Origin of the sequence: Neisseria sp. P0007.S010 (assembly GCF_051962875.1) — a bacterium.
Lineage (GTDB): Bacteria > Pseudomonadota > Gammaproteobacteria > Burkholderiales > Neisseriaceae > Neisseria > Neisseria subflava_A.
Genome location: NZ_JBQCUX010000006.1, coordinates 1 through 23226, shown reverse-complemented (window position 1 = coordinate 23226; position 23226 = coordinate 1). Strand labels below are relative to the sequence as shown.

The following is a 23226-nucleotide window of genomic DNA, read 5'->3' as shown; positions in this document are numbered from 1 at the left end:
GGGGTATTAAAAAATGAAAATAATTTGCGTTATTAAGCGTAAAGCGTTATAAATGCGTTAACAAATGAACGTTTCACTTTAGAGTTTTTTATGCTGATTGCTTTCTTGATTATGCTGCGCGAGGGCATCGAAGCCGCCCTGATCGTCGGCATTGTTGCCAGTTTTTTGAAACAGTCGGGACACAGCGAGCTGATGCCGAAGGTTTGGCTGGGCGTGTTTTTGGCTGCGGCCATGTGTTTGGGTATCGGTTACGGCATTCATTCCGTTACGGGCGAGATTCCGCAAAAAGAACAGGAATTGGTGGTCGGCGTCATCGGCCTGGTGGCCGTAGCAATGCTGACGTACATGATTTTGTGGATGAAGAAGGCCGCGCGTTCGATGAAACAGCATCTTCAGGATTCTGTCCAGTCGGCCTTGAACCACGGTAGCGGCCAGGGCTGGGCTTTGGTCGGCATGGCGTTTTTGGCCGTGGCGCGCGAAGGTTTGGAAAGCGTGTTTTTCCTGCTGGCCGTGTTCCAGCAAAGCCCGACGTGGTCTATGCCGATAGGCGCGGTGTTGGGACTGTTGGCGGCGGTTGTCATCGGTACGCTGATTTATCAGGGCGGTATGCGCCTGAACTTGGCGAAGTTTTTCCGTTGGACGGGCGCGTTTTTGATTGTGGTGGCAGCCGGTCTGCTGGCCGGTTCGTTTCGCGCGCTGCATGAGGCTGGCGTATGGAATGCGATGCAGGACATCGCTTTCGATACCTCGAAATATTTGCATGAGGACAGCCCTTTAGGCGTGCTGCTCGGCGGTTTCTTCGGCTATACCGACCATCCGACCGAAGGCGAAGTCCTGATTTGGCTGCTGTATCTGGTTCCCGTCATGATTTGGTTTTTGCGCGGCAGCGCGCCGGCAAAAACGTTAACTAAATAAGAAGGAAGTAAAATGAAAAAATTCAATCTGACTGCTTTGTCTGTAATGCTGGCTTTGAGTTTGACCGCGTGTCAGCCGCCTGAAGCCGAGAAAGCCGCGCCTGCCGCTTCAGGCGCATCCGCTGCCGCCAATGCCGACGGTTCGGTCAATATCGGTGTGAACGATACTGCCTGCGAACCGATGGAATTGACCGTCCCCAGCGGCCAAGTCGTGTTCAACATCAAAAACGACAGCGGCCGCAAGCTGGAATGGGAAATCCTGAAAGGCGTGATGGTGGTGGACGAGCGTGAAAACATCGCCCCGGGTTTATCCGACAAAATGACCGTTACCCTGCTGCCGGGCGAATATGAAATGACTTGCGGCCTGTTGACCAATCCGCGCGGTAAGCTGATTGTTACCGACAGCGGCTTCAAAGATACTGCCAACGAAGCGGATTTGGAAAAACTGTCCCAACCGCTCGCCGACTATAAAGCTTACGTTCAAGGCGAGGTTAAAGAGCTGGTGGCGAAAACCAAAACCTTTACCGAAGCCGTTAAAGCCGGCGACATTGAAAAGGCCAAATCCCTGTTTGCCGCCACCCGCGTCCATTACGAACGTATCGAACCGATTGCCGAGCTTTTCAGCGAACTCGACCCCGTCATCGATGCGCGTGAAGACGACTTCAAAGACGGTGCGAAAGATGCCGGATTTACCGGCTTCCACCGTATCGAACACGCCCTTTGGGTAGAAAAAGACGTATCCGGCGTGAAGGAAATTGCAGCCAAACTGATGACCGATGTCGAAGCCCTGCAAAAAGAAATCGACGCATTGGCATTCCCTCCAGGCAAAGTGGTCGGCGGCGCGTCCGAACTGATTGAAGAAGTGGCCGGCAGCAAAATCAGCGGCGAAGAAGACCGTTACAGCCATACCGACTTGAGCGACTTCCAAGCCAATGTGGAAGGCTCCAAAAAAATCGTTGATTTGTTCCGTCCGCTGATCGAAGCCAAAGACAAAGCGTTGTTGGAAAAAACCGATGCCAACTTCAAACAGGTTGAAGACATTTTGGCGAAATACAAAAAACAAGACGGCTTCGAGCTGTACGACAAACTGAGCGAAGAAGACCGCAAAGCCCTGCAGGCGCCGATTAATGCCTTGGCAGAAGATTTGGCCAAACTGCGCGGCATTTTGGGTTTGAAATAAGATAACGCGTTTTCAGACGGCCTTTGGATATTGAAAGGCCGTCTGAATCTTATTGTCGCCCACACAAATATACTTGAAAACCGACCTTACTTCATACGATTGCAATCTTTCCGTTCCCTGCCAAGGAGCAAATAATGAGCCAAAACAAACAACCGGCACAACCCGAAAAACGAACCCTTTTCAAAACTGCCCTTGCCGCCGGTGCCATCGGCGTTGCTGGTTATTTTGCCGGTAAAAAACAAGGCGAAGCCGCCGCCGAGACCCAAAACAACCAACATTCCGAGCTGGCCTATCCGTGTTACGGCGAGCATCAGGCAGGCATCGTCACGCCACACCAGCTCTTCGGCATCATGTGTGCCTTTGACGTTACCGCCAAAGACGCCAAACAACTTGAAAACCTGTTCCGCGCCCTGACCGCCCGCATCGAATTCCTCACCCAAGGCGGCGAATACCAAGACGGCGACGACAAACTCCCGCCTGCAGGCAGCGGCATCCTCGGCAAACAATTCCGTCCCGACGGGCTGACGGTTACCGTCGGCGTCGGCAGCAGCCTCTTTGACGACCGCTTCGGCCTCAAAGACAAAAAGCCGAAACACCTGCAGGAAATGCGCGATTTCCCCAACGACAAACTCCAAAAATCTTGGTGCGACGGCGACCTCAGCCTGCAAATTTGCGCATTCTCCCCCGAAACCTGCCAAGCCGCCCTGCGCGACATCATCAAAAACACCGCCCAGTTTGCCGTCATCCGCTGGAGCATAGACGGTTGGCTCCCTAAAGCCGAACCCGGCGCCATTGCCGCGCGCAACCTTTTAGGTTTCCGCGACGGCTCAGGCAATCCCAAAGTCGAAGATCCCAAAGTCGCCGATCAAGTTCTGTGGACGGGCGTTGCCGCCAACAGCTTGGACGAACCGGCATGGGCGAAAAACGGCAGCTATCAGGCCGTCCGCCTCATCCGCCACTTTGTCGAATTTTGGGACCGCACCCCGATGCAGGAACAAACCGATATTTTCGGCCGGCGCAAATACAGCGGTGCGCCCATGGACGGTAAAAAAGAAGGCGACACCGCCGATTTCGCCAAAGACGCCGACGGCAAAATCACGCCCAAAGACAGCCATATGCGCCTTGCCAATCCGCGCGATCCTGAGTTCATGAAAAAACACCTGCTCTACCGCCGCGCCTTCAACTACTCGCGCGGCCTAGCCGCCAACGGCCAACTTGATGTCGGCTTGGTGTTCATCTGCTATCAGGCCAACCTTGCCGACGGCTTCATCTTCGTGCAAAACCTGCTCAACGGCGAGCCGCTGGAGGAATACATCAGCCCGTTTGGCGGCGGCTATTTCTTCGTCCTGCCGGGTGTCGAAAAAGGCAGCTTCCTCGGCAAAGAGCTTTTGGGCGTATAAATCCGCCGATGGTTTGAATAGATAAAAAGGCCGTCTGAAACCTGATTTCCAGATTTCAGACGGCCTGTGTTTTTTCTATTAAACCAAATGTTCCGCCAAGAAAGCCAATGCGTATTCGACGGCTTGCGCCCTTACTGCTTCGCGGTCGCCTGTGAAAAGCGCGGTTTGTTCAAACGAACCTTCGGGCGTGGCCAGGCCGAACCAGACTGTGCCGACCGGTTTGGCCGCGCTGCCGCCGCCGGGGCCGGCGATGCCGGAAATACTCAAGGCGTAATCTGCCTGCGCCACGGCCTTTGCGCCGCGTGCCATTTCATAGACGGTCTCGCGGCTGACCGCACCGTGTTTCAGCAAGGTATCGGGCATGACACCGAGACGCTCCTGCTTGGCTTGGTTGCTGTATGTGACGAAGCTTTGATGAAACCATTGCGAGCTGCCGGAGAGGGAGGTCAGCGCACCGGCAAGCAGGCCGCCGGTGCAGGACTCGGCGCAGGTAACGGTTTGACGGCGGCTGGTCAGGTGTTCGGCGATAGTTTGCAGATGGGACATGGCGGCTCCTTATGGAAATGGTGGAATGGGGCGGGTGTTCGACCCGCCGGGTTTCAGACGGCCTGAAAGCTGAAATCAGTCTTTCGGCTGAATGAGGTGGACATCACATTGTGGGAATGGGATGTTGATGTTGGCTTCGCGCAGGTTTTCGACGACCTGCTCATTCAAACCAAATCGGAATAAGGCCAAATCCGCTTCGTTCGTCCATGCCCAAAGCGTGATTTCGATGGCGCTGGCGGCAAGGTTGGTAATATATACGACGGCAGGTCGTTCTTCGGTTTGAACACATAATGGATGCTCGGTTGCCGCTCTCAATACGGCGGCTTTGGCGGCTTTCAAGTCGCAGGCGTAATCGACGCCGACAACGACTTGGGCGCGGCACAGGGGCAGGGAGGAGCGGTTGGTGATGCTATTGGTCATGACCACGCTGTTGGGCAGGACGACTTCTTCGTTGTCCGGCGTACTCAAAGAGGTCTGCACCATTTTGATTTCGCGGACGATGCCTTCAAAACCGTTGACGCGGATAAAGTCACCGACTTTAAACGGGCGGAACAGGATAATCAGCACGCCGGCGGCGAAGTTGGACAGTTGGTCTTTCAAAGACAAAGCCACGGCCAAGCCTGCGCCACCGATCAAGGCGGTCACGGAAGTGGTCGGAATGCCGAGTTTACCCAGTGCGGCGATGATGATGAGGATCAGTAGGCCGATGTTGGCGACGTTGCCGAGGAAGCTGACCAGTGTTTTATCGACTTTGGCGCGAGTCAGCGCGGCTTTCATCAGTGTCACCACGCGCGTGGCGACCCAGCGGCCGATAAAGAAGATGGCCAAGGCGGCCAGCAGGTTCATGCCGAAAGACATGCCGGTTTGGGCGAGTTGTTCCCAACCGGAGAAGGAGGAGAGGACTTGAAGATCGAAATTCATAATTGTGTGTGCGTGTGAAGTTGTTTAAAAGGTCATTGTAAAACAAGGCCGTCTGAAAAACTAATGATTTGTTTTTTCAGACGGCCTTTAATCTTTCCTAAATTCTTTTCAGCTTAACGTAAAACGGTTTTGCTCCAACGGCTCACCCATTGTTTTTGTTTGGTGTTGATGTCGGCGCGGTTGGGGGAATCGCTGTGTTTCGGGGTTTGGGCAAATTCGAATACTTTGGGCAGCGGCGTGTTTTTGACTGCCGGATAGACCCACATTTCGGCAGGCAGGGCTTTTTGCACTTCGCCGCTTTGCAGCCAGCTCACCAGTTTGGCCGCCAGCTCGGGTTGTTTTGTGCCTTTCAAAACGGCCGCGCCTTCAACTTGGCGGAATGTGCCGCCTTTGAGGAAGAGGTTGCCGGTGGGCGGGGTGCTGTATTTGCCTTTGGAGTAGTGGACTTCGGCCGCCGGACTGGTGGCATAGCTGACCACGAGGGGGTAGGCGCCGCCGTTTTGGGTGAAGTCGGTGTAGTAGGCTTCGCTCCAGCCTTTGGCAACTTTTACGCCGTTTTGGCGCATTTGCGCCCACCATTTGAATGCGCCTTCTTCACCCATGCCGCCGATGTTGGCCAAGAGGAAGGAGAGGCCGGGCGAGGATGTGGCGGGAGACGGGGTCACCAGAAGGTTTTTATATTCCGGTTTGGTCAAATCTTGCAGGGTTTGCGGCAGGGGCAGTTTTTTCTGTTCAAACCATTTTTTGTCGTAGTTGATGGCGACATAGGCGTAATCGACGGCCAGCGCATCGGGCAGGGAGGCGGTTACGGGTGCGGATTTGGGTTGGCTGGCGGCGAGGACGCCGGCGGCTTTGGCTTTGCCGATGTTGGCGTTGTCCAAACCGTAAACTGCATCGGCAATCGGGTTGGCTTTGCTCAAAATCAGCTTGTTGAGCATTTCGTTGCCGCTGCCTGCCTTGATGACGGACACTTTGGCATCGTTGGCTTTTTCAAATTGCGCGATGACGGATTGGGGCAGGCTGAAGGATTTGTGCACGGCCAGACGTACTTCGGTTTGGGCGTACAGGTTTGCCGAGGCCAGTAATAGAGCCACTGCGGACAATTTCAGTTTCATTCTCTTTCCTTTGTGCGGGTAAAATACGAAATATCATAACAAAATCTGCATATCAAGGCACGATATGAATCATTCCCCCGTTTGGCTGTTTGACCTCGACAATACTTTGCACAATGCCGAAGCCGGCATTTTCTACATCATCAACCGCGCCATGACCGAATACATGGCAGGCCGTCTGAAGCTTTCCGAAGAAGCCGCCTCCCAACTGCGCCAAGATTATTGGCACCGATACGGCGCGACGCTTGCTGGTTTGCAAATCCACCATCCCGAAGTTGATATCGATGAATTTCTGCTTGAAAGTCATCCACTTAAGCAAATTTTGGTAAAGGTGGAGGGTATGGATGGAACTGATAATGTTTTAGGCCGTCTGAAAGGGCGAAAAGCCGTATTTTCCAATGGGCCTTCGTTTTATGTCCGCGCATTGGTTGAAACGTTGGGCTTGGAAGCGCATTTTGACGGCTTGTTCGGCACGGACGACTTCGGCCTGCTCTACAAACCTAATCCGCAGGCCTATCTCAACGTCTGCCGCCTGTTGGGCGTCAAACCCGAACAGTGCATTATGGTGGACGACAGCGCCGACAATCTGCACCAAGCCAAAGCCTTGGGCATGAAGACCGTTTGGTACGGCGAAAAGGCCCATCCGCTGCCATTTGCCGACGGCATAGCGAAAGATATGCAGGGTTTGCTTGAAGTTTGCACAAAACTGCCGTGAAGTTTTGCAAAAACAAGTACAATACACGGTATTGCCGACATTTAAAAACAAGGACAACATCATGCATAAACTCGCTTTAATTCTGACCGCCGCCGCCGTTTTGGCCGGTTGCTCTTGGGAAACCTACACCAACGAATCCGGCCGTACCGCCGTACGCCAAAAATATGCTAACGGCACGCCTATCGTTTATCAGGACGGTACTTATTCTAAAAACATGAATTACAACCAGTTCCGCCCAGAGCGCCGCGCCGTCCAATCCCATCAAGCGGATCACGCTGAACACGGCGAACGCGGCCAGCACTGGCAAAAACCGCAATTTGCCAACCAACAGCCAGCAACCGAATAACAATATCCCCAAGGCCGTCTGAAACGGAGTGAAAAACAATCAACACTTGTTGCCCCACTTTTCAGACGGCCTCAAACAACGACAACGGAAACCGTATCATGGCTCAGACAGCTTTAAATATCGTCATCCTCGCCGCCGGCAAAGGCACGCGCATGTACTCCAAAATACCCAAAGTGCTGCACCGCATCGGCGGCCTTCCCATGGTTGAGCGCGTTATCGACACCGCCGCCTCCCTGAATCCGCAAAACATCTGCGTCGTCATCGGCCACGGCAAAGAGCAAGTCTTGGACACCGTCAAACGCGATGTCGTTTGGGTTGAGCAAACCGAACAGCTCGGTACCGGCCACGCCGTCAAAACCGCCCTGCCGCACCTGTCTGCCGAAGGCCGCACGCTGGTGTTGTACGGCGACGTCCCCCTGATTGACGCAGCCACCCTCGAAACCCTGCTCGAAGCCGCAGGCGACGAAGTCGGCCTGCTGACCGACGTGCCCAACGACCCGACAGGTTTGGGCCGCATCATCCGCGACAGCAACGGCAGCGTAACCGCCATTGTCGAAGAAAAAGACGCCGATGCCGCCCAAAAAGCCGTGAAAGAAATCAACACCGGCATTTTGGTTCTGCCCAACGCCAAACTCGAAGCTTGGTTGAACAGCCTTTCCAGCAACAATGCCCAAGGCGAATACTATCTGACCGACCTCATCGCCAAAGCCGTTGCCGACGGTATCAAAGTTCATCCCGTCCAAGTCCGCGCCTCCCATCTGGCCGCAGGCGTGAACAACAAACTCCAACTGGCCGAACTCGAGCGTATTTTCCAAACCGAGCAGGCGCAAGAATTGCTCAAAGCAGGCGTAACCCTGCGCGATCCGGCGCGTTTCGATTTACGCGGCCGTCTGAAATACGGACAAGATGTCGTGATTGACGTCAACGTCGTCATCGAAGGCGAAGTCGAACTCGGCGACAACGTCGAAATCGGTGCCAACTGCGTGATCAAAAACGCCAAAATCGGTGCCAACACCAAAATCGCCCCATTCTCCCATTTTGAAGGTTGCGAAGTCGGCGAAAACAACCAAATCGGCCCATACGCTCGTTTGCGTCCGCAAGCCAAACTGGCCGACGACGTACACATCGGCAACTTCGTCGAAGTCAAAAACGCCACCATCGGCAACGGCACCAAAGCCAACCACCTCACCTACATCGGTGATGCCGAGATCGGCAGCAAAACCAACTTCGGCGCCGGCACGATTATTGCCAACTACGACGGCGTGAACAAACACAAAACCGTCATCGGTGACGAAGTACGCATCGGTTCAAACTGCGTACTGGTTGCCCCCGTTACCCTCGGCAACAAAGTGACGACAGGCGCGGGCAGCGCGATTACCCGCAACTGCGAAGGCGGCAAACTCGTCCTCGCCCGTTCGCGCCAAACCGTCATCGAAGGCTGGGTGCGTCCGGAAAAAGGCGATAAGAAGTAAGGCTGGTCTTTTATTTGTTTTCAGACGGCCTTGAGAAACAACAGGCCGTCTGAAACCCAGATTTGCCGTTTCAATGAATATAAAACGGCGTTTTCCGACTGCCGCTTTCGGGAGCCGGAGCAGCAGTCATTTTTTCAAACTTTTGATACTAAGGAACTTATATGTGCGGTATCGTAGGTGCTATTCGCGCCAATCACAATGTAGTCGATTTTCTGACCGACGGTCTCAAACGCCTTGAATACCGAGGCTACGATTCGTCGGGTATTGCCGTAAACATGGACGGCAAAATCAAACGCGTCCGCCGTGTCGGCCGTGTGCAGCTGATGGAAGATGCAGCACGTGAAAATGGCGTGTTCGGCCATATCGGCATCGGCCATACCCGTTGGGCAACCCACGGCGGCGTAACCGAGCCTAACGCCCACCCTCACATTTCCGGCGGCATGATCGCGGTTGTCCACAACGGCATCATCGAAAACTTTGAAGCCGAACGCGAACGCCTGCAAGCGTTGGGTTACACCTTCGAATCGCAAACCGATACCGAAGTCATCGCCCACAGCGTCAACCACGAATACACGCAAAACGGCGGCAAACTGTTTGAAGCCGTCCAAGCTGCGACTGCCCGTTTCCACGGTGCGTACGCCATTGCCGTTATCGCACAAGACAACCCTGAACAAATGGTTGTTGCACGCATGGGCTGCCCGCTGTTGGTGGCCTTGGGCGACCAAGAAACCTTTATCGCTTCCGACGTATCCGCCGTGATCGCCTTTACCCGCCGCATCGCTTACTTGGAAGACGGCGACATCGCCCTGCTGAACGCAAACGGTATCGAAAAACTGCTCGACAAAACCGGTGCGCAAACCGAACGCGCGATTAAAGTGTCCGAGTTGTCTCTGGCTTCTTTGGAGTTGGGCCCATACAGCCACTTCATGCAAAAAGAAATCCACGAACAGCCCCGCGCCATTGCTGATACTGCCGAAGTCTTCTTGGACGGCGGTTTCGAACCTGAAAACTTCGGCGCGAATGCACGCGAAGTGTTCGACGATATCCACAGCATCAAAATCCTTGCCTGCGGTACGTCCTACTATGCCGCACTGACCGCCAAATACTGGCTCGAATCCATTGCCAAAGTGCCAACCGACGTGGAAATTGCCAGCGAATACCGCTACCGAGACGTGATTGCCGATCCGAAACAACTGGTCATCACCATTTCCCAATCCGGCGAAACCTTGGATACCATGGAAGCCCTGAAATACGCGCAATCCTTGGGACACAAACACAGCTTGTCTATTTGTAACGTGATGGAATCCGCCCTGCCGCGTGAAAGCGAGTTGGTACTGTACACACGCGCCGGCGCAGAAATCGGCGTCGCTTCTACCAAAGCGTTCACGACCCAACTGGTTGTCTTGTTCGGCCTGGCCGTTACCTTGGGCAAACAGCGCGGCCTGGTTTCTGACGAACAAGCGCGTGAATACGTTGAAGAATTGCGCCAACTGCCGGGCAGCATTCAGCACGCTCTCAATCTGGAGCCGCAAATCGCCGCTTGGGCGCAAAATTTTGCCAAGAAAACCAGCGCACTATTCTTGGGTCGCGGTATCCACTTCCCAATCGCCCTTGAAGGCGCATTGAAGCTGAAAGAGATTACCTATATCCACGCCGAAGCGTATCCTGCGGGTGAGTTGAAACACGGTCCGTTGGCTTTGGTGGACGAGAACATGCCTGTTGTCGTGATTGCCCCGAACGACAGCCTGTTGGACAAAGTAAAAGCCAATATGCAGGAAGTCGGCGCACGCGGCGGCGAACTCTTTGTCTTCGCCGACCTCGACAGCAACTTCAACGCCACCGAAGGCGTGCACGTTATCCGCGCCCCACGCCATGTCGGCGTACTCTCGCCGATCGTGCACACCATCCCCGTGCAACTCCTGTCTTACCACGCCGCCCTCGCACGCGGTACAGACGTGGACAAACCGCGTAACCTGGCTAAATCGGTAACGGTTGAGTAAGTAATAAACCGGTAAAAAAAGGCCGTCTGAAACTTGTTTCAAGGTTTCAGACGGCCTTTATGTTTTAAGAATCCGATTTATTTTTCGTATTCGGAAATGTATTGTGCGACAGCAGCTTCCGGGTTATTGGCCTGAATGATTTTAGGTGCTTCTTGATAGCCGCGTTTTTTCAGATTTCCTTCACGCAATTTGTTGCCTTGTAAGCCAAGTACAATGCCTACACCGAAGCCAAGTGCGCTGACAAGGCTTCCCATGGCCGGATTGTCACCGGCGATTAAATTCAAAATTATAAATACAACAAAGATTCCGATACCCAAACCCCATATTTTTTTCACGCATGCCCAGATGCCGCCAAAGAAAAATGCAGGCCAAGACCAACCTTGTTTGACAGCTTCATATTGACCTGTCGGATTTTTGAATATTTTGTAAGTTTTCATAAAATATATTCCTTTTACGATCAAAAATTGAAAAAACAAGTGATTGTATCACGATAACATAAACGATTTGAATAATTAAGAAAACAGGCCGTCTGAAAAATCTTTCAGACGGCCTGTTGTTTTAAAGCGTTTTATTCTGCACCGACAACGACGGTGTTGAGGTCTTTGAATTTGATGCGGCGTTGCCATGCGTCGCGGACTTGTTCGACGGTCAGGCTGTTGATGGCTTTGGGATAGGCTTCCAAGTAGTCGTTGGGCAGGTCGTAGAGGCCGATCAGGCTCAGGTAGTTGAGCAGTTTGTCGTTGGAGTCATAGCGCAGGGGGAAGCCGCCGACGATATTGGCTTTGGCCTGTTTCAGCTCGGCTTCGGTCGGGCCTTCGGCGATAAACTGCTCGATGACGGCTTGGGTGTCGGCCAGTGAGGCTTTGGTGTTTTTCTTTTGGGTGGAGTAGGAAACCGCAAACGTACCTTCTTCTGTCGCCGGGGCGAGGCTGCTGTATACGCCGTAGGTGTAGCCGTGTTGGTCGCGCAAAACTTTCATGAGGCGGCTGTCGAAACCGCCGCCACCGAGGATGTAGTTGCCGGCAACGAGGGCGTAGTAGTCGGGGTCATGGCGTTTGATGAGGGAGGTGCCGAGCAGGACTTGTGCCTGTGTGCCGGCAAAGGGGATGTCGCGGCGTTGAGCGGTTTGTTTGGAAACGGGAGGGATGGCGTGGGTTGCAGTGGCTTTGACCGGCAGGTCTTTGAGGACGAGCTCGACCAGTTGCTCTGCCTGTTTGCGGTTGAGGTCGCCGACGATGGCGACGATGGCGTTGTCTTTGCCGTAGTGGGTGCGGTGGAAGGCGCGGATGTCGTCCAGACTAACTTGTTTGAGGCTGTCGACGGTTATGTTTGCGCCGCTGCCGTAGGGGTGGTTCGGATAGATGAGCTTGGTCAGTTCGCGCGTGGCGGTGTAGTCGGGGGTGGTTTCCTGTTGTTGCAAGCCGGTAATGGATTGGATTTGACGGCGGCGGAAAACGGCTTCGTCAAAGCGCGGACGGGTCAGCGAGTGGTTGAGCAAGTTGGCGGCTTTGTCGCGGATGTCGGCTTTGCTGAGGCTGCGGAAGCCTGCGGATGCGCTTTCGGCATTGCTGTCGCTGCTGATTTGTGCGCCGATGTTGTCGGCTTCGGCATTGAAGGCTTCTTCGTCCAGTTCTTGGGTGCCGTCGGTCAGAAGGGCGGCGGTAAATTCGGCAACTTGGCTTTTGCCGTCCAGATTGGCGACGCTGCCTGCGCCCTTGAAGCTGACTTCAAGGTCGATGATGGGGTTTTCGTGGCGTTCGACAAGGAGGATTTGGGTGCCGTCGTGGTTGCGCCAGCGCTGGATGTCGGTGGCGGCTTGGACGCTTAAGGGCAGGAGTAGGGCAAGGGCGAGCAGGGTGGGTTTCATGTTGTGGCTTTCTGTTAAGGCCGTCTGAAAGGGTATGGGCTTTCAGACGGCCTGATGTTTATCGGCGTTTGGCAGCTTTTTTGCTTGGCGCGGTGGCTGTTTTTTGCGGCTCGATGATGACGGTACTCATGCGCTCGTCGGTCAACATCCGGGCGGCGACCTGTACTTCTTGCGCGCTGACTGCCTGTAAGCGGCGGTGGATTTCTTGTTCGTCGGTATATTGGAAACCGCGCGCTTCGAGGCGCCCCATCATGGAGGCTTGGGAAGACATGGAGTCTTTGGCGTAGATTTCGTTGACTGCTGCCTGGGTTTTGACGCGCTGCAATTCTTCTTCGGAAACGCCGTTGTCGGCAATGTCTTTGATTTCTTGGCGCAGCTGGGCAATCAGAGTATCGGTTTTCACGCCTTCGGCAGGCATGGCTATGACGCTGAACAGCGGCATTTCACGGCTGATGATGTCGTAATGCGTGCCTGCGTTCAATGCGGTTTGCTTGCCGCGCACGAGGTTTTTATCAAAACGGCTGGACGCGTTGCCTGCCAAAATATCGGAGAGGACGTCGAGGGCAAAAGGCATTGCGTCGTCGAATTTTTGGAGTTTCGGCACACGGAAGTTGATGGCAATCAGCGGCTGGTGTGTGACCGGAGAAGTGGCTTTGACCGTAACAGGCTTGCGCAAATAGGGTTCGGTATGGAGCTTGTTACGCGGCGGCTGGGCTTTGGCCGGAATATCGCCAAAGAGTTTGGCGGCCGTCTGAAGCGTTTGTTTGGCATCGACATCGCCGACAATGACCAATACGGCATTGTTGGGCGCGTAATATTGTTTGTACCACGCGCGCAGGTCATCGGCTTTTAGGGTGTGCAAATCTTTCATGTAGCCGATGACGGAGGCGCGCATCGACGGTTGGGTAAAGGCGGCAAGATAGGCTTGCTCCCACATTTTGCCGTCGGCCGTGTCTTCAGTGCGCTGGCGGCGTTCTTCACGGATGACGTTCATCTCGTTGAGGAATTCTTTGTCGCTGAAGTTGAGGTTGTGCATGCGGTCGGCTTCGAGCTTCAGAATCTCGGGCAGGTTGGCGGCGGCGACGTTTTCGTAATACACCGTTTCATTGCGGCTGGTGTAGGCGTTGTTTTGCCCGCCCAGCTCGGACACGCGGCGATTGAACTCGCCGGAGGGAACGTCTTTCGTGCCTTTAAACATCATGTGTTCCAAAGCGTGGCTCAGGCCGCTTTTGCCCGGTTTCTCATCCACGCTGCCGATTTTGTACCAAATCTGCGAAACGGCCACAGGCGCGCGGTGGTCTTCTTTGACGATGATTTTCAGACCGTTGGGCAGGGTTTCAGAAAGCGTCTGCGCCCATGAAGCGGCAGGCAGCGCGAAGGCAAGCATTAAAGCAATTCGGCGTAACATGGTTCAATCCGTAAAATGAAAATCAATCGCCAAAGTATAGCGGAAAATCTGCAAAGATTGGCCGAATGTTTCAGACGGCCTGCGGCTTTATCTGCTGATTCACATCAAGCACGGCCGTTGCCAATCTTTACCGTCGCGCCTCATTCGCGGATAATCCCAAACATTCCCGTTCCCAATCATCACAAAGGAATCATCATGGCATTTTTGAAACTGACCGAACAAAATGTTCAAGGCAAAACCGTTCTGATCCGCGCCGATATGAACGTACCGTTCAAAGACGGCAACATCAGCGACGACACCCGTATCCGTGCTTCGCTCGCATCCATCAAATACTGCTTGGACAACGGCGCGTCTGTGATCGTGATGACCCACCTCGGCCGTCCGACCGAAGGCGAATTCCATCCTGAAGACGATGTAGCGCCTGTTGCCGCGCATTTGGGCAAACTGTTGGGCAAAGACGTGAAAGTATTGAACGACTGGCGTGAAAACAAACCAACTTTGAACGCCGGTGATGTCGTGATGTTGCAAAACGTGCGCATCAACAAAGGCGAGAAGAAAAACGACTTGGAGCTGGGCAAAGCCTACGCTTCTTTGTGCGACGTATTCGTTAACGACGCATTCGGTACCGCCCACCGCGCCCAAGCTTCAACTGAAGCCGTTGCCCAAGCCGCGCCCGTTGCCTGCGCCGGCGTGTTGATGGCGGGCGAACTCGACGCTTTGGGCAAAGCCCTGAAACAACCGGCTCATCCGATGGTTGCCATCGTTGCCGGCAGCAAAGTGTCCACCAAGCTGACCATCCTCGAATCTTTGGCCGACAAAGTCGACCAACTCATCGTCGGCGGCGGTATTGCCAATACCTTCCTGTTGGCAGAAGGCAAAGCCATCGGCAAATCTTTGGCCGAACACGATTTGGTGGAAGAATCCAAAAAAATCATGGCGAAAATGGCGGCCAAAGGCGGCTCTGTTCCGCTGCCGACCGATGTGGTTGTCGCTAAAGCCTTTGCCGCCGATGCGGAAGCGGTGGTGAAAGACATTGCCGACGTTGCCGAAGACGACATGATTTTGGACATCGGCCCAAAATCCGCCGCTGCTTTGGCCGATTTGCTCAAAGCTGCCGGTACGGTCGTATGGAACGGCCCGGTCGGCGTGTTTGAGTTTGACCAATTTGCCGGCGGTACCAAAGTATTGGCCGAAGCGATTGCCCAAAGCGATGCGTTCTCGATTGCCGGCGGCGGCGACACTTTGGCGGCAATTGCTAAATTCGGCGTAACCGATCAAATCAGCTACATCTCCACCGGCGGCGGCGCGTTCCTCGAATTCTTGGAAGGCAAAGAGTTGCCTGCCGTTGCTGCTTTGGAAAAACGCGGCGCATAATCGGTTTTAATATCGATGGCTGAATAAAGGCCGTCTGAAATCTGGAAATCAGGTTTCAGACGGCCTTTTGTTTTGGTTTTTATTCGAGTAAGTGTTTAGCTGGACTCAACGCCGATGATTGGCAGACTTGTTGCTAAACAGGCTGGAAAGTGTCCGGCTCTTTTCAAACGGCCTCCACGTCGGCTTGTCGGTGCAATGCCTGGTAGCACGGGGTAAGCTGGCGGATGATCAGGTCGAGCTGGTGTTTGAGGATGTGGTCTTGTTGCGCTTGTGTGTTTTGTTCAAGCTCGGCAAATTCCTGACGGATTTGGGTCATGGCCGTTTCAAAAGCCTCGGGGTCGGTTTGGGGCATTTGGGTCAGCAACTCGGCGATGTGGTGGGTCAGCTTGGCATAGGGTGCAAAGCCGTCGTTGCCGTCGATTCGGACTTGGTCGCGGTATGCGCCGAGCGCGGAAATGTGGCCGGTCAGCGCATAGCTGGTTTTGAGCAGGGTAAAACCGTCTTGCAGGCGGTCTTGGTATTTTTTCGGGTTGCTGCTCATGTCCGACAGGGTGCTGCTGAGGGCGGCGATGCTTTCGTGGGCTTGGCGGCGGGTGAGGCGGTAGTCGAAATCGTCGCGGCTGCCGTTTTGCAGCTGGTCGAGGATGGCGTCGAGATAGCGGCCGTTGGCAGTAATGGTTTGGGCGGCGGTGTGGCTGAGGGTGAGGTAACGCCAATCGGGCCAGAGGTAGGTGGCGGCGGCCCATGCGATAACGGAACCGACAATGGTGTCGATGATGCGGATGGGCATGGCGTGGTACACGTCCAGACCGGCAAGCGAGAGGCTGGTCAGGGCTTGGATGGTGATGAAGAAGGTGGAGAAGCTGTATTTGTAGCTTCGGGTCATGAAGAACAGGGTGGTGCTGGCGATGACAATCCAGAGCTTGGTTTCAACAGACGGGGTGAAGTAGGGGACGAGCGAACCGACAATCACGCCGAGAATCGTGCCGGCGATACGTTGGTACACGCGGCTTTTGGTGGCGGTGTAGTTGGGTTGGCAGACGAAAAGGGCGGTCAGCAGAATCCAGTAGCCGAGGTTGAGATGAAGGATTTCGACAATGATACAGGCCGCGGCCACGACGATGGAGAGGCGGGTGGCATGGCGGAAGACGCCGGAGTCGAAATTGAGCTGGCTGAGGACGGTTTCGCCGATATTGCGGAACTTGGTGTTTTCAAGGGCGGCGATGCGGGTGTCGGCGTTGTCGTTTTCGGCAAGGGACGCATCGTTTTGCAGTTGCCGCAGTTGGTAATCGACGCTGCTGAGGTTGTCGAGCAGGCGGCGGATATTGTGGAGGTTGGCATTGTCGGCATGGGTCTCGGCAAAATGGCTGAGGGACTGGCGGCAGCCTTCCATGGCGCGGCCGAGGCGTTTGCTGTATGCGTAGGGTTTGTTGTTGCGCAGGGAGGCGGCAACGTTGCGGCACGCCTGGCCTTGCATTTCGAGCAGGCGGCGGATGCGGAAGATGAGGTCGGTATTTTTGAGCTGCTCGGCCATTTCGCTGTAATCGACGTGGGCGGAGCTGATGCGTTCGTGCATGTCTTGCGCGCAGAGGTAGTAGCGCAGCATTTTGGCGGTACGCGGATGGCGGTGTTGGCCGCGCAATCGGTAGAAAAGTGCGCCGCGGCATTGGTTGAAGGCAGTAATCACGCCGGTGTTGCTCATGGCCAAGTCGATTTGGCGGTTGCCCAACCATGCGGCTTCGTCGGGATCGAAAAAGTCGGCTTTGGCATCGAAGTAGTTGCTGAGTGCGTCGTAGGCGTTGGCGACGGTTTCTTGGACGGGGCGGTGGGGCAGGATAATTTGGAAGATCAGGGTGTTGACGCTGTATAGGACAGTGCCCAACAGAATCATGACGGGGTTGGTCAGCCAGTAGGTCTCGGGTGTGTAGGTCAGCGTGGTGTAAGTGGCGACGGCGAGCGCACCGAAAGCGAAGGTGCGGTATTTGAGGCCGACGGTGCCGAGGATGGTGAAGCCGAAAGTCATCAGGGTCATGGCCAAGATGAAGGGAACGCCTGTGCCGATGGTGCTTTGGGCAAGCAGCGAGGAGAGGGTGAACAGGGCAACGGTGATGACGATGTTTTTCAGACGGCCTGTGAGGCGGTTGTCCAAATCGACTAAACCGCCGGCAATAATGCCGAGTACGAAGGGCATGACGAGCTTGGGCGTGTCGAAGTGCCAAACGAGGGTGGCGGCGATGAACACGCTGGCGAAGACGGGTAGGGAGGCAATGATCAGAGGTTTGAGCGGCGGAGTTTTCATGATTGGGTTGTTTTATTTGTTATGAGATGAATGATTGGATTTTAACAGGATTTTCAGTCGGTTTCAGAATGCTTTAAATGAGATAAGGCCGTCTGAACGGATACGGGGAAATACTTGATTTCGTTTCCACGTCCGTTCAGACGGCCTTTTTTTGGCTTGCGCCATTAGGTCATCAGGTTGAGGTCGCTGATGCGGTCGTAGAGGCGTTCGGTATTGTTGCCCTCGTCGTGCATTTGAATGCGCAGGCGCAAATCGTTGGCGGATACTGCTTGGCGCAGGGCTTCGCTGAGTTCGATTTGGCCTTGTGCGTAGAGGTTGAAGAGGTTTTGGTCGAAAGTCTGCATACCGTTGCTGCCTGAGCGTGCCATCAGGTCGCGGATTTCTAGCAATTCGCCTTTGAAAATCAAGTCCTGCATGGCCGGCGTGTTGAGCAGGAGGTCGGTAATGGCCGTGCGTTGGCGGTTTTTCTTGATGGTGAGGCGTTGGCCGATGATGCCGACGAGGTTTAACGCCAAATCCATCAAAACCTGTTGGCGGCGGTCTTCCGGATAGAAGTTGATGATGCGCTCGATGGTTTGGGAGGCCGTGCTGGCATGGATGGTGAAAACGCACAGATGGCCGGTTTGAGCCAGTTGGAGGGCGTATTCCATGCTTTCTTCGCTGCGGACTTCGCCGATACAGACGACATCGGGTGCTTGACGCATGGCGCTTTGAACGGCGGTTTTCCAGTTGTCGGTATCGATGCCGATTTCGCGCTGGGTGAAGATGCTGCGGCAAGGTTTGTAGATAAACTCGATGGGGTCTTCGATGGTAACGATATGGCCGGGCAGCTTTTGGTTGCGGTAGTTGAGCATGGAGGCCATGGTGGTGGATTTACCCGAACCGGTCGGGCCGGCGAGGATCAGTAGGCCGCGCGGCGCGAGTGCAAGCTCTTGGAGCTTTTCGGGTAAGCCGAGTGTCTTCATTTCGGGAATGTCTTGGCTGACGCGGCGCAATACCATGCCGACGCGGCCTTGCTCGTGGTAGGCGTTGACGCGGTAGCGCGTGTTGCTGCGCGATTGGACGGAATAGTTGATTTCCCAGTCGCGGTTGAAGGCTTCGAGCTGGTCGGGGTTCATGGTGGATTCGGCGATGGCGGCGGTGTCCGCGCCGGTCAGCGCTTTGTGGGGCATGGGCGTGAGGGTGCCGCCGACTTTGATGGCTGGGGGAAAGCCTGCGCTGATGAAGATGTCGGATGCGTTGCGTTTTTCGGCCTCTTCACACATACGGTCGAGCAGGGGGTGAAGATGTGTGCCGATTTCGGCCGGGGTGGGGATGTGCGGTGCTTGGTTTTTTTGTGAGTAGGCTTGCACCATTTCGCTTAACAGGTCGTGCAGAGGGGCGAGGTCGCTCATGATGATTCTCTTTAAAACGGGTATTCGGTCAGGCTGAAAGGCCGTCTGAAAACGGGATGATGGGTTCAGACGGCCTGGGTATGGTTTAGAAAACAGAGAGGTTTTCGATGTTTTGCGCTTTGCTGCGTGCCAGCTCGGGGCTGATGGTGCCTTGGCGGACAAGGGTTTGCAGGGCTTGATCGAGGGTTTGCATACCGTGGGCCTGACCGGTTTGGAGGGCGGCGTTGATTTGAGCGATTTTGTTCTCGCGGATGAGGTTGCGCACGGCCGGTGTGGAAATCAGGATTTCGTGTGCGGCGACGCGGCCGTTGCCGTCGCGGGTTTTCAGCAGGGTTTGGGAAATGATGGCGCGCAAGGATTCGGACAACATGGAGCGCACGATTTCTTTTTCGCCGGCTGGGAATACGTCGACAATACGGTCGATGGTTTTGGCGGCGCCGGTCGTGTGCAGCGTGCCGAAAACCAAGTGGCCGGTTTCGGCGGCGGTCAGGGCGAGGGAGATGGTTTCAGGGTCGCGCATCTCACCGATCAAAATCACATCGGGGTCTTCGCGCAGGGCGGAGCGCAGGGCGTTGGTAAAGCTGTGGGTGTGCTGATGCAGTTCGCGCTGGTTGATGAGTGCCTTTTTGCTTTGGTGGACGAACTCAATCGGGTCTTCGATGGTCAGAATGTGGGCCGGTTGGGTTTCGTTGATGTAGTTGACCATCGCTGCCAGCGTGGTGGATTTACCCGAACCGGTCGGGCCGGTTACCAAGACCAACCCGCGTGGATTTTCGGCAATTTTTTGGAAAATGCGCGGCGCACGCAATTCTTCCAGCGTCAGGACGGTGCTCGGAATGGTACGGAATACGGCGGCCGGGCCGCGTTCGGTCATAAAGGCGTTGACGCGGAAACGGGCAACATTAGGCAGCTCAAATGAGAAATCGACTTCAAAATCCTGTTGATAGAGCTTGCGTTGGTGGTCGTTCATGACCGAGGTAATCATGGTACCGACTTCTTCCGAACTCATCTCGGGCAGGTTGATGCGGCGGATGTCGCCGTGTACGCGTATCATAGGGGAAATGCCCGAACTCAAATGGAGGTCGGAGGCTTTGTTTTTCACGCCGAACGCGAGTAAGTCGGTAATCTGCATAATGTGGCCTTGTTTTGGTTTAGAATAATAAAATCGCTTTATTTTAAATAGATAAATCCGTTCGACCAAGTAAAATTTTCAAAATGCCGAGTGATGAACGGGTTAAAGGAGAAAACCATGTCGGTATTGCAACAAAACTATCAGGACGTATGCCGGGCGGTTGAACAGGCGGCTGAGGCTGTCGGACGGCCTGCGGATGCGGTAAAGCTGGTAGCGGTCAGCAAGACCTTTCCGGCAGACGATATCCGTGAAGTGTATGCGGCCGGTCAGCGCGATTTCGGCGAGAACTATATTCAGGAATGGTTTGAAAAAACGGAAACGTTGGCCGATCTGCCGGATATTGTTTGGCACGTTATCGGCGATGTGCAGTCTAATAAAACCAAATTTGTGGCCGAACGCGCACATTGGGTGCATACGATAGGCCGTCTGAAAACGGCGCGGCGGTTGAGTGAACAAAGGCCGTCTGAAATGTCGCTGTTGCAGGTGTGCATTGAAGTGAACATTGCCGCGGAAGAAGCAAAACACGGCGTGGCGCCCGATGAAGCGGTTGCGCTGGCCCTTGAAGTGGCCAAGTTGCCGAATATTAAAGTGCGCGGATTGATGTGTGTGGCCAAGGCCGACAGCAGCGACGATGAGTTGCGCAGCCAGTTTCACACTATGCAGTGGCTGTTGGCTGAGTTGAATGCGGCTGGCGTCGAAGCAGATGTTTTGTCTATGGGTATGTCCGGAGATATGCCAATCGCGGTAGAATGCGGCGCAACCCATGTCCGCATCGGCAGCGCGATTTTCGGCAAGCGGCATTATCCTCAATAAAAGTAATAGGCCGTCTGAACAGGGCAGACAGCAGTTTCAGACGGCCTGATCGATATCACAAAGGAGTGACATATATATGAATATCTATTTTCTCGGCGGTGGCAATATGGCGACGGCCATTGCAGGCGGTTTGGTCAAACAAGACGGCTATCGTGTCCACATTGTCGAACGCGGCGCTGAAAGACGTGCGCAACTGGTGCAAGAATTGGGCGTAACCACTTCTGAAAACCTGCCCGAATTGAGTGCGGACGACGTCCTTATTCTCGCCGTCAAACCGCAAGACATGCAGGCAGCCTGTCAAAACATCCGTTTAAATGGAGCGCTGGTGTTGTCCGTAGCGGCAGGTTTGTCCATCGATACCCTCAGCCATTATCTAGGCGGCACACGCCGTATCGTGCGCATCATGCCCAATACGCCGGCCAAAATCGGCTTGGGCGTATCCGGTATGTTTGCCGATGCAGGCGTTTCAGAAGCCGACCGCACAGCCGCAGACGGCATCATGCGCTCTGTCGGCACGACCGTTTGGCTGAACGAGGAAGAGCAACTCCACAATATTACCGGCATCAGCGGCAGCGGCCCCGCCTATGTTTTCTATCTGTTGGGCGCGCTCCAAAATGCGGCTTTGGCACAAGGTTTCAACGAACAAGATGCACGCGAACTGAGCCTCGCCACATTTAAAGGCGCAGTGGCTTTGGCCGAACAAACCGGCGAAGCATTCGCACAATTACAGCAAAACGTAACTTCCAAAGGCGGCACGACACACGAAGCCATCGAAACCTTCAAAGCCCGTCACGTTGCCGAAGCCATCGAACAGGGCGTAGAAGCCTGCGTCAAACGTTCGCAAGAAATGGCGCAACAATATAAGGCCGTCTGAACATGCGAGGCGACTTGCTCTTATTATTGGCAGACGCTATTGCCATCCTGTGTATCACGCGCTTTTTGCTCCGATACGCAGGATTGGCAGCAGAACACCCCCTGCTTAAATTCAGCATACAGGCAACAGGCTGGTTGACCAAACCTTGGCAAAAAGCATTTCCATCCGGCGCGAAAACCGATTGGTACTGCCTGCCAGCAGGTTTTCTGGTGTACTACCTTGCCTGTACCGCCATTATTTTCATCTCGCCGGCGCTGTCCATCAGCAATAAGCTGATTTTGGCAAACTTCTGGTTTGCCGTACTCCATATGCTGAAAGCCGCGGCCTATACATTACTTATCGGTCTGATTATTAGAATGGTGTCCAGCATACAGGGCCGCTATTCGCCGTTGACTTATGCCATTGAACGAATCCTGCAACCATTGCTCAAACCGTTTTCCTTCTTACGCGTAGGGCGATACGATTTTTCAGGCAGTTTGTTGGCACTCTTATTATGGTTGTGGTTGGCCAGGTGGTTTCCCCAATTTATCCAGCAAACCAATCTGTGGTTGCTTCAATAGGCCGTCTGAAAGGCTACAGGTATTAACGACCAAAAATACAACGTCCTAAAAAGCGCTTTAATACATTTAGATGTAAGGTAGTGCAAAAAAGTGCAAATCGAAATATAAGGAACAAATGAATAGGTAAAACATGATATGATTCGCCCAATTTCCAAAACGGAAATTTAAGAAAACCCAATAAAAGCAAACCCGTAGCATCCAAATCATTAACAACAAACCGAAAGCAGACACCATGGCAAAGCTGACAGAACAAGATATTTTAAACTGGGATGGTCCTGAAGAGGACTACATGAACAGCGACCAATTGGCCTTCTTCCGCGAACTACTGGTTAAAATGCAAGAAGAGCTGATTGAAAATGCAAACACCACTACCGGCCATCTTCAAGAGCACGAATCCGCTCCCGATCCTGCCGACCGAGCTACTCAAGAAGAAGAATACGCTTTAGAACTGCGCACCCGTGACCGCGAGCGTAAACTTCTCAATAAAGTGCAAGCGACTATCCGCAGCATTGACGAAGGTGATTACGGTTTCTGTGCCGATACCGGCGAACCCATCGGCCTCAAACGCCTGCTGGCACGTCCGACCGCGACATTGTCCGTAGAAGCGCAAGAGCGACGCGAACGAATGAAAAAACAGTTCGCCGACTAAGAATATAGATATAGAAACCTCAAAAGGCCGTCTGAAAGAGCATTTCAGACGGCCTTTGTTTTGTGTTTTTTTGTATGTATGGATTGTGTAGGAAGTTTGATTGTATTTTTTATAAAATAAAAACCCTGTTAAAACAGGGAAGTGGTTAAATTTCTGAAAATAATTTTGCGAAAGGTGTTGACTGGTTTTGTGATGGGGCGTATAGTTCGGTTCTTCGCTGCTGACGCGGTGAAGAAAACGAAGCAGACAG

General features: G+C 54.1%; 21 protein-coding genes. 12 read left to right on the top strand and 9 right to left on the bottom strand.

Annotation, left to right across the window (positions count from 1 at the left end; translation table 11 throughout):
* Positions 1 to 90: 90 nt before the first annotated feature.
* From efeU to efeB, 3 genes are all read left to right on the top strand, one after another.
* The gene (gene efeU, locus ACTHR7_RS05695) at positions 91 to 915 is read left to right on the top strand and encodes an iron uptake transporter permease EfeU (RefSeq protein WP_049335644.1); all 825 of its coding nucleotides are present in this window, start codon (positions 91 to 93) and stop codon (positions 913 to 915) included.
* Positions 916 to 927: 12 nt separating this feature from the next.
* Positions 928 to 2094, top strand: coding sequence for an iron uptake system protein EfeO (gene efeO, locus ACTHR7_RS05690; protein WP_070606591.1), 1167 nt, complete (start codon positions 928 to 930; stop codon positions 2092 to 2094).
* A gap of 134 nt (positions 2095 to 2228) precedes the next feature.
* The gene (efeB, locus tag ACTHR7_RS05685) at positions 2229 to 3494 is read left to right on the top strand and encodes an iron uptake transporter deferrochelatase/peroxidase subunit (RefSeq protein WP_107848557.1); all 1266 of its coding nucleotides are present in this window, start codon (positions 2229 to 2231) and stop codon (positions 3492 to 3494) included.
* A gap of 78 nt (positions 3495 to 3572) precedes the next feature.
* Here the strand turns inward: efeB and ACTHR7_RS05680 are convergent, their stop codons facing one another.
* The 3 genes from ACTHR7_RS05680 to ACTHR7_RS05670 form a co-directional block, all read right to left on the bottom strand.
* Positions 3573 to 4040 carry a CinA family protein gene (locus ACTHR7_RS05680; protein ID WP_070646414.1) on the bottom strand — a complete coding sequence of 156 codons (468 nt, stop codon included), beginning with the start codon at positions 4038 to 4040 and terminating at the stop codon, positions 3573 to 3575.
* A gap of 75 nt (positions 4041 to 4115) precedes the next feature.
* Positions 4116 to 4961 (bottom strand): mechanosensitive ion channel family protein, encoded by an 846-nt coding sequence (locus tag ACTHR7_RS05675; protein ID WP_440370496.1) that lies wholly within the window; start codon positions 4959 to 4961, stop codon positions 4116 to 4118.
* 113 nt (positions 4962 to 5074) lie between these two features.
* Positions 5075 to 6076 carry a thiamine ABC transporter substrate-binding protein gene (locus ACTHR7_RS05670; RefSeq protein WP_440370495.1) on the bottom strand — a complete coding sequence of 334 codons (1002 nt, stop codon included), beginning with the start codon at positions 6074 to 6076 and terminating at the stop codon, positions 5075 to 5077.
* A 64-nt stretch (positions 6077 to 6140) separates the two neighbouring features.
* Here ACTHR7_RS05670 and ACTHR7_RS05665 point away from each other — a divergent pair, with 64 nt between their 5' ends.
* From ACTHR7_RS05665 to glmS, 4 genes are all read left to right on the top strand, one after another.
* Entirely contained in the window at positions 6141 to 6788 is a 648-nt protein-coding gene (locus ACTHR7_RS05665) for a pyrimidine 5'-nucleotidase (protein ID WP_070646408.1), read from the top strand.
* Between the two features lie 61 nt (positions 6789 to 6849).
* Positions 6850 to 7134: a hypothetical protein gene (locus ACTHR7_RS05660; protein WP_107868174.1), complete on the top strand. Its 285-nt coding sequence runs from the start codon at positions 6850 to 6852 to the stop codon at positions 7132 to 7134.
* A 98-nt stretch (positions 7135 to 7232) separates the two neighbouring features.
* On the top strand, positions 7233 to 8606 hold the full coding sequence (gene glmU / locus ACTHR7_RS05655) for a bifunctional UDP-N-acetylglucosamine diphosphorylase/glucosamine-1-phosphate N-acetyltransferase GlmU (protein ID WP_440370494.1): 1374 nt from the start codon (positions 7233 to 7235) through the stop codon (positions 8604 to 8606).
* A 161-nt stretch (positions 8607 to 8767) separates the two neighbouring features.
* The gene (gene glmS / locus ACTHR7_RS05650; protein WP_440370493.1) at positions 8768 to 10606 is read left to right on the top strand and encodes a glutamine--fructose-6-phosphate transaminase (isomerizing); all 1839 of its coding nucleotides are present in this window, start codon (positions 8768 to 8770) and stop codon (positions 10604 to 10606) included.
* Between the two features lie 77 nt (positions 10607 to 10683).
* Here glmS and ACTHR7_RS05645 read toward each other — a convergent pair whose 3' ends face one another.
* The 3 genes from ACTHR7_RS05645 to ACTHR7_RS05635 form a co-directional block, all read right to left on the bottom strand.
* On the bottom strand, positions 10684 to 11043 hold the full coding sequence (locus tag ACTHR7_RS05645; protein WP_036492509.1) for a DUF2628 domain-containing protein: 360 nt from the start codon (positions 11041 to 11043) through the stop codon (positions 10684 to 10686).
* 131 nt (positions 11044 to 11174) lie between these two features.
* On the bottom strand, positions 11175 to 12473 hold the full coding sequence (locus tag ACTHR7_RS05640) for a M16 family metallopeptidase (RefSeq protein WP_039861906.1): 1299 nt from the start codon (positions 12471 to 12473) through the stop codon (positions 11175 to 11177).
* Between the two features lie 58 nt (positions 12474 to 12531).
* Positions 12532 to 13881 (bottom strand): M16 family metallopeptidase, encoded by a 1350-nt coding sequence (locus tag ACTHR7_RS05635; RefSeq protein ID WP_440370492.1) that lies wholly within the window; start codon positions 13879 to 13881, stop codon positions 12532 to 12534.
* Between the two features lie 195 nt (positions 13882 to 14076).
* Between ACTHR7_RS05635 and ACTHR7_RS05630 the strand changes: the two genes are divergently transcribed.
* Complete coding sequence (locus ACTHR7_RS05630) at positions 14077 to 15255, top strand: phosphoglycerate kinase (RefSeq protein WP_004519232.1); 1179 nt, start codon at positions 14077 to 14079, stop codon at positions 15253 to 15255.
* Positions 15256 to 15418: 163 nt separating this feature from the next.
* On the opposite strand, the gene yccS is transcribed toward ACTHR7_RS05630, so the two are convergent.
* From yccS to ACTHR7_RS05615, 3 genes are all read right to left on the bottom strand, one after another.
* Positions 15419 to 17554 carry a YccS family putative transporter gene (gene yccS, locus ACTHR7_RS05625; RefSeq protein ID WP_440370491.1) on the bottom strand — a complete coding sequence of 712 codons (2136 nt, stop codon included), beginning with the start codon at positions 17552 to 17554 and terminating at the stop codon, positions 15419 to 15421.
* Between the two features lie 164 nt (positions 17555 to 17718).
* Complete coding sequence (locus ACTHR7_RS05620) at positions 17719 to 18948, bottom strand: PilT/PilU family type 4a pilus ATPase (protein ID WP_440370490.1); 1230 nt, start codon at positions 18946 to 18948, stop codon at positions 17719 to 17721.
* A gap of 85 nt (positions 18949 to 19033) precedes the next feature.
* A complete protein-coding gene (locus ACTHR7_RS05615; RefSeq protein WP_004519239.1) occupies positions 19034 to 20080 on the bottom strand; it encodes a type IV pilus twitching motility protein PilT in 1047 nt (348 codons plus the stop codon).
* A gap of 117 nt (positions 20081 to 20197) precedes the next feature.
* On the opposite strand from ACTHR7_RS05615, the gene ACTHR7_RS05610 reads away from it, so the two are divergent.
* From ACTHR7_RS05610 to dksA, 4 genes are all read left to right on the top strand, one after another.
* Positions 20198 to 20893, top strand: a complete 696-nt coding sequence (locus ACTHR7_RS05610) for a YggS family pyridoxal phosphate-dependent enzyme (protein ID WP_293203671.1) — start codon at positions 20198 to 20200, stop codon at positions 20891 to 20893.
* Between the two features lie 76 nt (positions 20894 to 20969).
* Positions 20970 to 21767, top strand: a complete 798-nt coding sequence (proC, locus tag ACTHR7_RS05605; protein ID WP_293203672.1) for a pyrroline-5-carboxylate reductase — start codon at positions 20970 to 20972, stop codon at positions 21765 to 21767.
* Between the two features lie 2 nt (positions 21768 to 21769).
* Positions 21770 to 22327 (top strand): YggT family protein, encoded by a 558-nt coding sequence (locus tag ACTHR7_RS05600; RefSeq protein WP_440370489.1) that lies wholly within the window; start codon positions 21770 to 21772, stop codon positions 22325 to 22327.
* A gap of 232 nt (positions 22328 to 22559) precedes the next feature.
* Positions 22560 to 22976 (top strand): RNA polymerase-binding protein DksA, encoded by a 417-nt coding sequence (gene dksA / locus ACTHR7_RS05595; protein ID WP_049344904.1) that lies wholly within the window; start codon positions 22560 to 22562, stop codon positions 22974 to 22976.
* The last annotated feature ends 250 nt before the right edge of the window (positions 22977 to 23226 follow it).